Origin of the sequence: Rhodococcus sp. Eu-32 (assembly GCF_003336925.1) — a bacterium.
In the GTDB taxonomy this organism is placed as follows: Bacteria; Actinomycetota; Actinomycetes; order Mycobacteriales; family Mycobacteriaceae; genus Rhodococcoides; species Rhodococcoides kyotonensis_B.
Genome location: NZ_QGNK01000002.1, coordinates 267659 through 280638, shown reverse-complemented (window position 1 = coordinate 280638; position 12980 = coordinate 267659). Strand labels below are relative to the sequence as shown.

The following is a 12980-nucleotide window of genomic DNA, read 5'->3' as shown; positions in this document are numbered from 1 at the left end:
CAATGGCTCTGCGATCGGATTGGTCGGGGGAGAAGTGCCCAATCAGGCGGTCACTGGATGTGCTGGGCGATCCGTGGGTGTTGCTGATCGTGCGCGACGTGCTGCACGGACGCGGACGCTTCGACGCACTTCGGGAAAACCTGGGCATCTCCGAGGCGGTGCTGAGTCGACGGTTGCGCGAGATGACCGACGCCGGGTTGTTGGACAGAGTGGACTACGACAACGGCAGGCGAGTTCGCCAGGGCTACGTCGCGACCGATGCTGCCGTCGACCTGCTCCCGATCTTGCAGCAGTTGGCGTTGTGGGGCGAGAAGCACACCGAGCTTCCGGCAGGCGGCGGCCACATGGCGTTGATACATCGGACGTGTGGAGCGGAAACGTTCCGCGGCGAGGTGTGTAGCGAATGCGGCGAAACACTGCGGTCCGACGAGATGACCTGGGTCAAGCCATGGCGTCATACCGCCGACAACCTCGTGCCGGCCGGTTGGCTGCAGGATCCCTGACCGGGGTGGGGCCGGGGCGTGATGTCCTGGGTGCCCCGTGCATTTCGGGCGGGTCAGCGGCAGCAGTTCGGATCGAGCACGACTCTCAAAGCATCGAGTGCGTCCGGCTTCGCCGAGTAGTAGACGTTCATGCCGCGACGGGTCGACGTGACCAGGCCGGCCTTCTTGAGCTGCCCCAGGTGATGGCTCACCGTCGACTCCGTCAGCTCGACCGCAGGGGCGAGATCGCACGTGCACACCTCGCCGGCGTCGGCGCTGAGGAGGGCCGACATCAACCGCACCCGGGCGGGATCGGCGAGGGCCTTCAGTCGCAGGGCGACCTCCAGGGCCGCGTCGTTGTCCATGGGGGCTGCCGCCAGAGGTGCGCAGCAGATCGGAGCTGTCGTGTCGATCAGCGGCAACGTCTTCGGCATGACATTCACCGTACAACCTTCTTGACATATGTCGCAAAGGTGGCGCAGTCTGGGTTCGCTAGTAATTCGACATATGTCTCACAGGTGGAGGTCTGGTCATGTCTCGCGCACAACTCGCACTGAACGTCGACAAGCTCGACGAATCGATCACGTTCTACTCCAAGCTGTTCGGAGTCGAGCCCGCGAAGGTCAAGCCCGGCTACGCGAACTTCGCCATCGCCGAACCGCCGCTGAAACTCGTGCTGATCGAAAATCCGGGCCAGGGCGGCACGGTCAATCACCTCGGCGTGGAGGTCGACTCGTCCGCGCAGGTGCACTCCGAGATCGCGCGCCTCACCGGTGAGGGTCTGTTCACCGACGAGGAGATCGGTACGACGTGTTGCTTCGCCACCCAGGACAAGGTGTGGGTCACCGGGCCGGCCGGCGAGAAGTGGGAGGTCTACACCGTGCTAGCCGACTCCGACACTTTCGGGACGAGCCCGAAGCTGGTGCAGGACAATGACAGTGCTGCGGTGTGTTGCGGCGGCGGCGGGGGTGCGTCGGCTGCCTGTTGCTGAGTCGCGCGTCGTCGCGCTCTCGCCTACCGCTCGATGCGGTCGACGAGAGCGCGGATGCGCGCGGCGATGTCGTCGCGAATCAGCCGCATCCGATCGAGCCCGTCGATGCCCCGCTCCGACGGTTCATCGGTGGCCCACCGTTCGACCGTCACCCCCGGTGGTGGCGTGACCTCGGCTGGACCGACCACGACGACCATGTCGACGGCCTGCATCAACTCGTCGGTGAGTTGACGTGGTCGGTGATCGGCGACGTCGGCTCCCACTTCGTCGAGCGCTGCCGCAGATAGTTCGTTGACCGTTCCGCCGATCTTCGCTGCGGTGCCGGCCGACGACGCGGCGATCGACGTGGTCATCGTCGGGACGAGACGCTCGGCCATCACGGACTTGCCGCGGTTGCTGACGCAGACGAACAAGACTCTCACCGGATCAGACATTGCGTGCGCCTTCTCCGAAACGTGCACGGAGAGCCAGGGATACGTACACCAGACCTACGAGCACCGGAACTTCGATGAGAGGGCCGATCACCCCGGCGAGGGCCTGCCCGGACGTCGCCCCGTAGGTTGCGATCGCCACCGCGATGGCGAGTTCGAAGTTGTTGCCTGCCGCCGTGAAAGCCAGTGTGGCAGTGCGGCGATAGCCCAGGCCGAGCGCGGCACCGAGGGCGAAACCGCCACCCCACATGACCGCGAAATAGATCAGCAGCGGTACGGCGATGCGCACCACGTCCCATGGCTTCGACGTGATCTGGTCGCCCTGCAGCGCGAAGAGAACGACGATGGTGAACAACAGTCCGTACAGAGCCCACGGCGCGATGACCGGTACGAACCGGTCCTCGTACCACGCTCGGCCCCTTGCCTTTTCGCCGAGACGTCGGGTGAGGAATCCGGCTACGAGCGGTATGCCGAGGAAGATCAGCACCGACTTCGCGATCTGCCACGCCGAGGTGTCGATCGTCTGCTGTTCGAGACCGAGCCATCCCGGGAGTACCGAGAGGTAGAACCATCCCAGTACGGCGAACATGAGCACCTGGAAGACCGAGTTCAGTGCGACGAGAACGGCGGCCGCCTCGCGATCCCCGCAGGCAAGGTCGTTCCAGATGACGACCATCGCGATGCAGCGCGCTAGTCCGACGATGATCAGACCCGTCCGGTACTCGGGAAGATCCGGCAGCAGCAGCCACGCGAGCGCGAACATCAACGCCGGCCCGAGCACCCAGTTCAGAACGAGCGACGAGATCAGGAGTGCGCGATCGCCGGTCACCGCAGCGACCCGGTCGTAGCGCACCTTCGCGAGCACCGGATACATCATGACCAGCAGGCCGAGGGCGATCGGGAGCGAAATGCCGTCGACGGATATCGCGGACAAAGCCGAGTTCATCTCGGGTATTGCGCGTCCGAGAATCAGGCCGGCGACCATCGCGATACCGATCCACACCGGCAGGAAGCGATCGAGCGTCGACAGCTTTCCGACGACGGCAGGTGGGGACGCTGCTTCACTCATGCCGGGACCTCGGTGCCCGCGACCTCGGTCAGCAGCGCCGTCAGGTGCGTGAGTGTCGACGGCACGATCCGGTAGTAGACCCACGTGCCGCGACGCTCGGAGATGACGAAACCGTTGTCGCGCAACACCTTCAGATGATGCGAGATCGTCGGTTGCGACACGTCGACGGAGGGGGAGATGTCGCAGACGCACGCCTCGCCACCCGCCTGGGCTGCGATGACACTCAGCAGTCGGAGCCGGACCGGATCACCGAGGACCTTGAACGCGCCCGCCAACATCGACGCCTCGTCCCGTCCGAGGGGATCACGGACAGGCTCGGTGGGGCAGCAGGGTTCTTGATTCGACACATATCTATATTGACGATCGTCGAAATAGCGCGCAAGTTCAGAGAAATCTCTGGTGCACTGTCGCCGACGCGGACAGTAGCGTTGCCGGTGAGCTGTGGACGATGTGCCGGGGTGTGATTTACCCTGTGAAAAGGAGGTTGATTGTTATGACAGCCGCACACCCACGGCCAGACCTCGCCGCGTACAACGAAGCAGCCCGGATGACGCAGGCTGAGCTGGTCTCGGCGCTGCGTTCGCTGCTCGGTAGCAAGCTCGTGGCGTACCTCGGGAAAGTCAAGGAAACCCGCGCGGTCCGGCAGTGGGCCGAGGGAAGCCGCACGATCCACAACGAGGCCGATGTCGAACGGATGCGTATCGCCTACCGAGTAGCCCGGCTCATCACTGAACGCGATAGCCCGGCAGTAGCGCAGACCTGGTTCCAAGGTCTGAACCCCATCCTCGACGACCGACCACCCGCGTTGCTGCTTCGCGAAGGCGACTTGCACGACGTCGGTCCGAAAGTGTTGGCGGCAGCTCGTCAGTTCGCTGCTGTCGGATGACCGAGCAAGACCGTCGCTTGGTATCAACGTCCCGCGGCAAGGTCTGTTGTGAGCGGGCTTCGGGCGCTGCCGCGTACCGCGTTGGGTATCCACCTACGTCCTGGGAGTGGACGCCGTGGGAGTACGCGACTGACGGCCGCTTCAACGGCCGATGGGATGACCCGTCAGGGGTATGGCGCACGCTGTACGTCGGCTCGAGCCGACTCGCCTGTTTTCTCGAGGTTCTCGCCTACGCCCGTCCGAGCGACGAACTCGCCGCAGCTCTCGAAGAGATCGTGGAAGAAGACGGTGAAGAGTTCCCTGGCGTCGAGCCCGGACGGGTACCTCGGTCGTGGATGAACTCTCGGGTCACCGGCAGCGGCGTTATCGATGGGTGGTTCGTCGTGCCGGGACACCTGGAGTCGTTGGCAACACTGCGAAAAGAGTTCCGCGCGAGGGCGATTCAGCTTGGTCTGCTAGATCTAGACACCGCGGCGATTCGTGACGGCCGACCCCGTGCGCTGACCCAGGACATTTCACACTGGATCAACACCCTCACGGGGCCTGACGGCCACCTCGTGGCCGGAATTCAATTCGAGTCGCGGCACGGTGGCGACCTGGCGCTATGGGCGCTGTACGAACGCCCCGGCGACGGCGCCGTCAGTGTGAACGTAACGCCACTGGATTACGGACCCGTGCGCGAAAATGACCCGGAGCTCATCGAAGCTATGCGGCTACATCACCTCGTATGGGACGACGACTGAACAGGTCGCTCGTCGCCGTGGACTATTCAGTCGACCGCAGGTGTTCCGTCTACCGCAGCACGGTCGGCCGGTTCGATGTGATGCCGTCGGATGACCAAGATGATCGCGAGCACGACCATGGTGACTATCGCCAACACAGCGATCGGATGACTCTCACCCGGTGTCGTCTGACCCGAGATGAGCGAAAAGTCCCACAGCCCATGCAGAATGACCGGCACGAGCAGGCCGCGGGTCCGTCGGCGAACGATGTAGAAGAAGTAACCCGCAATGATCGTGGCGACGACCTGGATGAACGCCTTCGGACCTTCCGCGATGATGTTGCTGGCGTGAGCGACACCGAAGATGACCGTGCTCCACAGCGCCACTTTGCCTTCGCTGAAGTTGTTGGTGCGGAAGCACGTGACGGCGATGCCACGAAACATGGTCTCCTCGCCGAGGCCGACCAGAAGACACGTGAGCAGCAATAGTGCCGTGAACGCGATGCCGTGCGCGGCGAGGCCGGAGTAGTCGGTGACGACCAGAATCGAGACAAGCATCAGTATCGGCACGACGATCAGCCAGCGTTGGACCGGTCGGTCGTCGACCCACACCGGCCGCCACCACCGAAGATATACGACGACGGCATAGACCAGAACCACCGACAGGGCGATGGAAAACGTCATGCCACGCCACAATTCGTCGATCGTGGTGGGCGCGGCGTATTGCGCATCGAGGCCCCGCGACATCAACCAACCGATGCCTTGAATGACGGCCAGATACACGACGACGAGTGCAATGAGGGCGGCGACGGTGAGGTGTCTGGTCGGACGTGCTTCGGCAGTTCGAGGGGCCGTCATGGGATGAAGGTACGGCATGGTGTGGCTCCGCACACTACGTGCACGAAAATGCATGACGGGCTATGCATTTTCGTGCACGAAGGCGCTTAAGCGACCGTAACGGCCTTCGCGAGCCCGTCGACGAGCGTCGGCAAGAAATACGGAATGGACAGGGCCGTCGGCGGGATGGCCGAGCCGACTTCCTCGCCGACGAAGCCGGCCACGGCACCCTTGGCGACGGCCGGGATCTGACGCGACGTCGTCGACGACAGTAACTCCTGCAGATCGGCGTCGGTGTCGACCTGAGTGAACGCGACGTCGGCGTCGATCTTCGACAGGTTCTCCGCGGAAACGGTTGTGGAGAAGGGGGATTCGCCCGTCGCCAGCTCGGTCACCGACGGCGCCGACGTGAAGCCGAGGTTGGTCAGCAGCTCCACACGCGGATCGGACGGCAGGAGCAGGTAGTACACGTCCTCGGCTTCGGATACGTAAACAATTGTGCGACCGCGGAATTCGGGGTGCTCGGCCCCGGCGTCGGACACCTGCTTGTCGAGATCGGCGACGACGTCACTCGCCTCGCCGACGCGTCCGAGAACGGTACCGGTGGTCGTGATGACGTCGCGCCACGGCGTCGACCAGAGTTCTTCGGGTGGTGCGATGACCGGGATGCCTGCTGCGGTGACCGCGTCGTACTCGTCTTGGGTGAGACCGGAGTGCGGCGCGAGGAGAACATCGGGGTCGGTCGCGAGAAGTTGCTCGACGGGTAGTTCGTAGGTCGCGTTGTCCAGGAGGACGGGCGCCTCGCCGCCGAGTTCGTCGATCTTGTCCTTGACCCACGGATAGGTGAGGTCGTCGCCGCCGCCGTAATCGGCCGTCGGCATCGCGATCGGGACCACGCCCAGCGCGAGAGCTGCGTCGGTGGTGCCGAAGCCCCACGTGGCGACCCGTTCGGGGACGGTGTCGATCGTCGACTCGCCGTACATGTGCTGCACGGTCACCGGGAAGGAGGCGTCGGATGCGGCGGTCGTCGGCGCGGCGGTGTCGTCGGATTCGGACGAGCTGCAGCTTGCCAGGGTGACGGCTACCGCCGCAGCCGCGGTCAGTGCCGCGGCGGCGCGGAGGGTCGTTCGGAGAGTCAAGTGTGTTCCTGTCGAGTCGTGATCGGACCCTCAGGTTAGCCTGTGCTTAGTTGGCGAGGAACGTGCGGTCCTGCGGCATGGGCAAACTGGGCGGTTGTCGGCCGGTTGTGCGACCGAAGATCGTGTGGCAGAACATGTTTGGCTGAATCGATGGGCCGGTAACCGAATGTGGTAACCGTCACTTGTCTCCCATGAAATGGCGTTTACATGTTTCGCCATACCGATTACCTGCAGTTCGACGTCAAGCCCGAGAAGCCGGACCCCGTGTACGCCCGCAAGCTCCAGGAGTTGATCGGCGGCGCATACGGCGAGATGACCGTGACCATGCAGTATCTGTTCCAGGGCTGGAACTGTCGCATGGAAGGTAAGTACAAGGACCTGATCATGGACATCGCCACCGAGGAGATCGGGCACGTGGAGATGCTGGCGACGATGGTCGCACGTCTGCTCGAAGGCGCGCCGGCCACCGAGTCCACGAAGGCCGCCGGCGGTGACCCGGTGGTCGCGGCGGTGATGGGCGGAATGGACCCGCAGCAGGCCATCGTCGCCGGTGGAGGTGCAATGCCTCAGGATTCGAACGGTGTCCCGTGGAACGGCCGCTACATCGTCGCTTCCGGAAACCTGTTGGCCGACTTCCGTGCGAACGCCGCCGCGGAAGCCCAAGGCCGGTTGCAGACCGCCCGTCTGTGGAACATGACCGACGACCCGGGTGTCAAGGCGATGCTGAAGTTCAACCTCGCCCGCGACACCCACCATCAGAACCTGTGGCTCGCCGCGATCGAAGAGTTGCAAGCCGATGGGCTCGAGGGCGTCGTCGCGCCGAATGCTTTGCTGGACGAAGAAGAACAGGGCAACCACGCGTTCGACGTGTGGCATCTGTCCGACGTGGAATTCTCTTCCGCCGGCGGTTGGGCGGATCGCCTCGCGCCCGACGTTGTACACCAGATGGGCTTCAATGCCAATCCAGAACCGTTGGGCAACAAGGCCTCCGCGCCGGCACCGGATCCGAAACTGTACGCGACGTACGACGGCGCGAAGGGTGCCCCGTCATCCGCGCTCGGAACGGAGAAGGGCGTCGTCGGAAAGATAAAGGATGCTCTGGATCCCGACGAGCCGTAGACACCGCGGACACCGAGAGCCGCAGACCCGAGAAGGTCTGCGGCTCTGGTCGTCTGAGGCCCCTTCACCCGTTCGAAAAACGTGCCGAAGGCTACGGGGCCACCGAGGGGAGTAGGCGACCGCTCGACGGTGCCGAATCATGGATCGAAAGGGTCGAACGCATCACCGCCGAAGCCGCGGTGCTCGACCCGATACGAGCTTAACCCGGCGCATGCGAGGTGCGCAGGGACTCGGTGAAGTCTGCGCGATTCGGATAGGACGGTGCGCCCGGTGTACTGCGCCGAGGCGCGGCGATGTGGGAGTTTCGAACCGAGGTTCCTCGATCGGGGAGGTTGACGTGCACACCGAAGAAGCGCTGTCCGTCCAGACCGCCATCGCGGCTTTGGCCCGAACCATGCACACCACCAGTGACAGGCATCCGGCGTGCGAACACGACGTGGTCGCCGAGGTCACTACCGGTGCAGCCGACTTTCTTTCGGCCGTCGATCACGCCGGCGTCAGTCTGATCCGTCGTCACGGCAAACGGCACACCTTCGAGGCGATGGCCCCAACGGGGAACATCCCACAGTTCATCGACGAATTGCAGGAGTTGACCGGCGACGGGCCGTGTCTGACCGCCATCCGTGACCGAACCACCGTGATCGTCGACGACTATGCGACCGACGCTCGCTGGCCGGAACTCACGCGCAAAATCGTCGAGAACTCGCCCGTCCGGTCCAGTCTGTCGATGTTGTTGTACACCGATCAGCAAGCGATCGGTGCGTTGAATCTCGACGCCGAGACCGCCGACGCGTTCGACGACGACGCCGTCGAACACGCCGAGGCTCTCGCGGCGCACGCAGCCGTTGGTATTTCGGCTGTCCGCCGCGACGAGCAGTTTCGTTCCGCCCTTGCCTCCCGCGACGTCATCGGCCAAGCGTAGGGAATGATCATGGAGCGGTTCGACATCGACTCAGGCCAAGCGTTCCGTCTGTTGAGTCGCCTGTCGCAGGACCAGAACATCCCCGTCGTCACCGTCGCAGCCCAGCTCGTCGATGCCGCACGGACGGACTGTCAACGACGCAGTGTCTGATGCGGGCTGACGCCGTAGTGCTTGCGGTAGTAGATGGCGAAGCGGCCGAGGTGCGAGAACCCCCAGTCGGCCGCGACCCGACCCACGGTGGTTTTCATTCGATCACCGGCGACAAGAGCGAGGTGCGCTTGATGGAGGCGGACGCGTCGTAGATATTCCGTCGGTGTGGTGTCGAGGTGTTTGCGAAACATGTACTGCAACGCCCGGGGACTGACGTGAATGGATTCGGCGATGGCGACCAGCGATATTTCGCGTTCGGCGTTGTCGTCGATGAACGCGATCGCCTTGCGTAGCAGGGCAGGCGTGCTGTCGTGACGGTCCTCGATGGTGGGTTCGAGTACTGCGGTATTCGGAAAAACTTCGAGCATCGCCGACGCGAGATAGTTCGCGACGTTCCCGGCGACCAACGGGCTGGCGGCGGCATGCGGGTTGGGCAGGACGTCGTTCTTGATGTGATCGATCACCGAGACCAGATACGCGTTGGCTCCCGGTGATATCGGAGCTTCGCTGGTCAGGCGAATCGATGCGGTTTCACCCGGCTCGTCGGGGCCTGCGGCCACGCGATCGAGAAGATCGCGGTCGATGTGGAAAGTGTCGAAGTGGGGGCGCTGCATATCGACCGGGATCGGGAGTTCGGCCTGCGCGCCCATCGCCGTCGTCTGACTTGCTCCAGTGACCACGGTGTGCCCGCCCGGAAGACCTCGCTCGAGTAGTCCGGACCGGACGCGGCAGAGCACGATGTCGGCCAGCGGATCTGCCAACGTCTTCAGGTCATAGCTGTAGGAGAGTTCGTCGGTGATCATCGACCCGACGTGAGACCGCTCGACCGTGGTGCGGGTGGGCGCGCCGGGTTTCGGGTTGAGACGTTGCTTGGTGTAATTCGCACTGAGTACCTGCTCGGCCTCGGCCAAGTCGTACGTGTCGATCAATACCGTGCTCATGGGTGCCGGCCCCCTTTGCCGTTGCTGTATCCATTCTCCAACCGCGTAGGTGCCGACGGCAACCGGCCCGGGTTCAGCCGTCGGACACCTCGGTTCTGTCGGGCTGCCATGCGAGGACGGCAGCGGATCCGGTGACCCCCACCAGAGTGCCGACGAGGTAACCACCGAAATTGGCCGCCGGTAGGGCAACGAGCGCCAGAATCATCGCGACCACTCCTCCCGGAACGCGCGCGTGCGGGCTCGTCAGGACGAAGAAGGCACACAACGACATCAACGTTCCGAGCAGCAGCGTCGACACACCCGCGATGGTGCTGACGGAGAGAAGGACGTCCCCGACGTGGAAGGAGGACAGGGGCGGAAGCACGATGAACGCCGCCGACGCGATAAGTTGCACACCGCCCCAGAAAGGGCGTGTCCGGCGGTAGCGTCGAAAGCGTTCTCGCCGAGTCGAATTGGATGATGACGTCAGCAATAGTGCTCACCCGACTCGGCGGACACAGTGAGCCCCGTGATGGACGCGGCAGACGCGGCCAAGGCGATGATGTCGATGCGCGTCGACGGTGCCCACGAGTTCCCCACGGACACAGCCGAGGTGCGCGCGCCGTTCTCCTCGCCCAGAGCTGCGGCGTCGAGTCCGAGTCGCACGTCGGACACCTCGATCGAACCGGTCACCGAGGCGACGTCGACGACGAGGTTCTCGGCCGTTGCGCCGTCGCCAGGTATGCGGGCGAAAAGCGTGACGTCACCGATGAGCGGGAGGCCGCGCGCAACCGTCGACAAACAGACGTCGGACAGCTGTGCGCTGTCGATGCTCACCGCGATACTGGGCTGCGCGCCCGCCGTCGTATCGACACTCCGCGGATACGCAGTGATTCCTTCCGCGGTGATGGCCGTCGTCGTGCCGGTGAAGTTCTGCCCGGACAATGCGATGTTCATCGGCAGTTGTCCCGACGCTATTCCACCGCCGAGAAATGCAGCACCGACCACGCCGAGACCGCCGATCACGGCGAATCGCCGCCACCGAATGCTCACTTGTTGCGGAGTTTCTTCACTCCCAAGCCGATAGCGGCGGCAGCGGCAACGTAGGGTGCGCTGACGACGATCGGGTCCATCCACGTGTGTGAGCTGTCGACCCTGTTCTTGCCTCGGCTGTTGTGGAATTCGCTGAGGATCCCGGTCTCGGTCACCGGATTGTCCGGCCTACCCGACACGAGCGACCGAATGTGCGACTCGGCCGCGTCCACCCTGTCACCCGCCAGCAACATCAACCAATGTGCCGCGCGGCCTTCGCTGTAGCGGAATGCCTGCCGTCGAATCACGCCTGACAGTCCCTGCAGCGGAGCACTCGTGCCGAACACCGGCGGCAGTTCTCCGTGCTCGATGGAGCGCTCACGAGGTTTCAGCTCCGGTTGCTTCTCGGGGAAATCCCAATGCGCTCCGGTGTTTTCGGGAGCGAAACGCTCGCGCGGATATGCCGGGCGGTCGGCAGGATCCAGGTCGCTGCCCCAACCCGGAATTCTGTTTCGTAGCTCGTCGCTGGTCGGAATGCGGGTTTCCGTGTCTGCGACGTACGGTCTGTGCGTCATCTTTCCTCCTACCCGTTGCCCGGGACGATGATCGGTTTGATGCAGTTGTCCAGTTTCGACGAGAAGATGTGATAACCCTCGGCGATGTGTTCCAGCGGTATGCGATGCGTGACAATGTCATTCGGCTTCAAATGACCGTTCTGAATGTGTTCGAACAATCGCGGCCACTGCCTCTTGACTGGGCACTGATTCATCCGCAGCGTCAAACCTTTGTTCATGGCGTCGCCGAACTTGACGGCCGAGAACATCGGACCGTACGCGCCCATCACCGAAATGGTGCCGCCTTTCCGAACGGAGTCGATCGCCCAGTTCAGGGCGATGGGTGAGCCGCCCTGGAGCTTGAACTTCGCCGAGGTGACGTGCTGAATGAAGTTACCGTCGGCCTCCGCGCCGACGGCGTCGATCGCGACATCCGCACCGAGATAATCGGTTTCCTTCTTGAGCGTGACGACGATGTCGGCGTGCTCGCCGAAATTGATCGTCTCCGCATGTGCGAACTGCCGGGCTTTCTCCAGTCGGTACTCGAGATGGTCCACCACGATGACGCGGCCGGCTCCCATGAACCACGCCGACGCAGCGGCATACAAACCGACAGGACCGGCGCCGAACACGACCACGGTGTCGCGCTCGCGGATGCTCCCCAGCTGCGCCCCGAAATATCCGGTCGACAGGGCGTCGGTCAGCAGTAGAGCGTCCTCGTCGTCCATCCAGTCCGGGATGACGCTCGGGCCGACGTCGGCGAAGGGCACACGGACGAATTCGGCCTGCCCGCCGTCGTAACCGCCGGTTGTGTGGGAGTAGCCGTAGATTCCGCCGACGGCCGTCGCATTGGGATTGACGTTGTGACAGTTCGAGTACAGCCCGCGCGCACAGAAGTAGCACGAGCCGCAGTAGATGTTGAAGGGGACCATGACGCGATCTCCCACGGACAGGTTCTGCACCGACGGTCCCACCTCGTGCACGACTCCGATGAATTCGTGGCCGAAGGTGGTGCCAACTCTCGTGTCGGGCATCATGCCGTGGTAGAGGTGCAGGTCGGAGCCGCAGATTGCGGCCAGCCCGACTTTGACGATCGCATCGTTCGGATGCTCGATCCGGGGAATCGGCTTCTCTTCGGTGCGCACTTTGTAAGGCCCGCGATAGGTCATCGACAGCATGTCGACCTCTTGTCTTGGGTAAGGGAGTGAATCGAACGTTGCTGAAAAGTGCTACCCCTTGTGATCTGGCTCAAACGCTGTCGTGCTGGGCGTTTTAAACATTCCGCCCAGTACGATCGGTGTCCTGTGCGCCGGCCCGACGGTGCAACACTGCGGAGGGCGGCCATGGAAGAGGAACGTTCTTTCGGTCCCCTGTATCGCAATGGCGTCGGCAGTGCGGCGCTGGTTGCGGGGATCGTCGCGATCGTGTGTGCGTTCGTCCCCTTCATAGGCGATTTCATCTCGGTCCCCATCGGCGTCGTCGCGGTGGTGTGCGGATGGATCGGGGTGAGTCGGGTCGACGCGGGGGACGCCACGAACTTCCGCGAGGCCGTGATCGGTGCTGCGTTGGGCGGGACGTCGTTGTTCGTCGTGTTCATGGGATTTGCTGCCACCCTCATGTAGATGCGTAAACTGGTTGATCGGTGCGCCGGGAAGTCTGGTCGGCAATAGTTCCGCGCTGCGCACTTTCGGTCTTCACGTTCGTGTGTGGCGTCAACCATCGATGCA

The 12980-nt window shown here is 63.6% G+C and carries 19 protein-coding genes and 1 pseudogene; 9 read left to right on the top strand and 11 right to left on the bottom strand.

What is annotated here, in order from left to right:
* Window positions 1-2 precede the first annotated feature (2 nt).
* Window positions 3-503, top strand: coding sequence for a helix-turn-helix domain-containing protein (locus DK926_RS04810; protein ID WP_114329144.1), 501 nt, complete (start codon window positions 3-5; stop codon window positions 501-503).
* Window positions 504-556: 53 nt separating this feature from the next.
* On the opposite strand, the gene DK926_RS04805 is transcribed toward DK926_RS04810, so the two are convergent.
* Window positions 557-916, bottom strand: coding sequence for an Rv2640c family ArsR-like transcriptional regulator (locus tag DK926_RS04805; RefSeq protein WP_114329142.1), 360 nt, complete (start codon window positions 914-916; stop codon window positions 557-559).
* Window positions 917-1014: 98 nt separating this feature from the next.
* Between DK926_RS04805 and DK926_RS04800 the strand changes: the two genes are divergently transcribed.
* Window positions 1015-1473 carry an ArsI/CadI family heavy metal resistance metalloenzyme gene (locus DK926_RS04800; protein ID WP_114329140.1) on the top strand — a complete coding sequence of 153 codons (459 nt, stop codon included), beginning with the start codon at window positions 1015-1017 and terminating at the stop codon, window positions 1471-1473.
* A 23-nt stretch (window positions 1474-1496) separates the two neighbouring features.
* Here the strand turns inward: DK926_RS04800 and DK926_RS04795 are convergent, their stop codons facing one another.
* Genes DK926_RS04795 through DK926_RS04785 form a run of 3 tightly spaced genes read right to left on the bottom strand, consistent with a single transcriptional unit; the run spans window position 1497 to window position 3320 of the window.
* Window positions 1497-1907, bottom strand: a complete 411-nt coding sequence (locus DK926_RS04795) for a low molecular weight phosphatase family protein (protein WP_114329138.1) — start codon at window positions 1905-1907, stop codon at window positions 1497-1499.
* Complete coding sequence (arsB, locus tag DK926_RS04790) at window positions 1900-2973, bottom strand: ACR3 family arsenite efflux transporter (RefSeq protein WP_114329136.1); 1074 nt, start codon at window positions 2971-2973, stop codon at window positions 1900-1902. Before arsB ends, DK926_RS04795 begins: the two co-directional genes overlap by 8 nt.
* Window positions 2970-3320, bottom strand: a complete 351-nt coding sequence (locus DK926_RS04785) for a metalloregulator ArsR/SmtB family transcription factor (protein WP_114329134.1) — start codon at window positions 3318-3320, stop codon at window positions 2970-2972. The genes arsB and DK926_RS04785 overlap by 4 nt, the downstream gene beginning before the upstream one ends.
* 146 nt (window positions 3321-3466) lie before the next feature.
* On the opposite strand from DK926_RS04785, the gene DK926_RS04780 reads away from it, so the two are divergent.
* From DK926_RS04780 to DK926_RS27245, 3 genes and pseudogenes are all read left to right on the top strand, one after another.
* Window positions 3467-3859, top strand: coding sequence for a hypothetical protein (locus DK926_RS04780; protein ID WP_114329132.1), 393 nt, complete (start codon window positions 3467-3469; stop codon window positions 3857-3859).
* Window positions 3856-4095 (top strand): annotated as a pseudogene (locus DK926_RS27250) (RES domain-containing protein); the annotation flags it as partial. The gene DK926_RS04780 and the pseudogene DK926_RS27250, both read left to right, overlap by 4 nt.
* A gap of 99 nt (window positions 4096-4194) precedes the next feature.
* A complete protein-coding gene (locus tag DK926_RS27245) occupies window positions 4195-4602 on the top strand; it encodes a hypothetical protein (protein WP_347812635.1) in 408 nt (135 codons plus the stop codon).
* A 26-nt stretch (window positions 4603-4628) separates the two neighbouring features.
* Here DK926_RS27245 and DK926_RS04770 read toward each other — a convergent pair whose 3' ends face one another.
* A complete protein-coding gene (locus tag DK926_RS04770; RefSeq protein WP_165839506.1) occupies window positions 4629-5438 on the bottom strand; it encodes a type II CAAX endopeptidase family protein in 810 nt (269 codons plus the stop codon).
* An 86-nt stretch (window positions 5439-5524) separates the two neighbouring features.
* Window positions 5525-6556, bottom strand: coding sequence for an ABC transporter substrate-binding protein (locus DK926_RS04765; RefSeq protein WP_114329126.1), 1032 nt, complete (start codon window positions 6554-6556; stop codon window positions 5525-5527).
* Window positions 6557-6763: 207 nt separating this feature from the next.
* Between DK926_RS04765 and DK926_RS04760 the strand changes: the two genes are divergently transcribed.
* From DK926_RS04760 to DK926_RS04750, 3 genes are all read left to right on the top strand, one after another.
* Window positions 6764-7675, top strand: a complete 912-nt coding sequence (locus DK926_RS04760; RefSeq protein WP_114329123.1) for a manganese catalase family protein — start codon at window positions 6764-6766, stop codon at window positions 7673-7675.
* Window positions 7676-8012: 337 nt separating this feature from the next.
* Window positions 8013-8597, top strand: coding sequence for a GAF domain-containing protein (locus DK926_RS04755; RefSeq protein WP_165839505.1), 585 nt, complete (start codon window positions 8013-8015; stop codon window positions 8595-8597).
* A gap of 9 nt (window positions 8598-8606) precedes the next feature.
* A complete protein-coding gene (locus DK926_RS04750; protein ID WP_165839504.1) occupies window positions 8607-8747 on the top strand; it encodes an ANTAR domain-containing protein in 141 nt (46 codons plus the stop codon).
* Here DK926_RS04750 and DK926_RS04745 read toward each other — a convergent pair.
* The 5 genes from DK926_RS04745 to DK926_RS04725 form a co-directional block, all read right to left on the bottom strand.
* Window positions 8729-9688 carry a helix-turn-helix domain-containing protein gene (locus DK926_RS04745; RefSeq protein ID WP_114329114.1) on the bottom strand — a complete coding sequence of 320 codons (960 nt, stop codon included), beginning with the start codon at window positions 9686-9688 and terminating at the stop codon, window positions 8729-8731. The two genes, DK926_RS04750 and DK926_RS04745, sit on opposite strands and share 19 nt — an antisense overlap.
* A 73-nt stretch (window positions 9689-9761) precedes the next feature.
* Complete coding sequence (locus tag DK926_RS04740; protein ID WP_279387059.1) at window positions 9762-10160, bottom strand: DUF6114 domain-containing protein; 399 nt, start codon at window positions 10158-10160, stop codon at window positions 9762-9764.
* Window positions 10154-10720, bottom strand: a complete 567-nt coding sequence (locus DK926_RS04735; RefSeq protein ID WP_114329111.1) for a DUF6230 family protein — start codon at window positions 10718-10720, stop codon at window positions 10154-10156. The genes DK926_RS04740 and DK926_RS04735 overlap by 7 nt, the downstream gene beginning before the upstream one ends.
* Window positions 10717-11274 (bottom strand): hypothetical protein, encoded by a 558-nt coding sequence (locus DK926_RS04730; RefSeq protein ID WP_114329109.1) that lies wholly within the window; start codon window positions 11272-11274, stop codon window positions 10717-10719. The genes DK926_RS04735 and DK926_RS04730 overlap by 4 nt, the downstream gene beginning before the upstream one ends.
* Window positions 11275-11282: 8 nt before the next feature.
* Entirely contained in the window at window positions 11283-12431 is a 1149-nt protein-coding gene (locus DK926_RS04725) for a zinc-dependent alcohol dehydrogenase (protein ID WP_114329107.1), read from the bottom strand.
* A 165-nt stretch (window positions 12432-12596) separates the two neighbouring features.
* Between DK926_RS04725 and DK926_RS04720 the strand changes: the two genes are divergently transcribed.
* Entirely contained in the window at window positions 12597-12875 is a 279-nt protein-coding gene (locus DK926_RS04720) for a hypothetical protein (RefSeq protein ID WP_114329105.1), read from the top strand.
* Window positions 12876-12980: the final 105 nt, after the last annotated feature.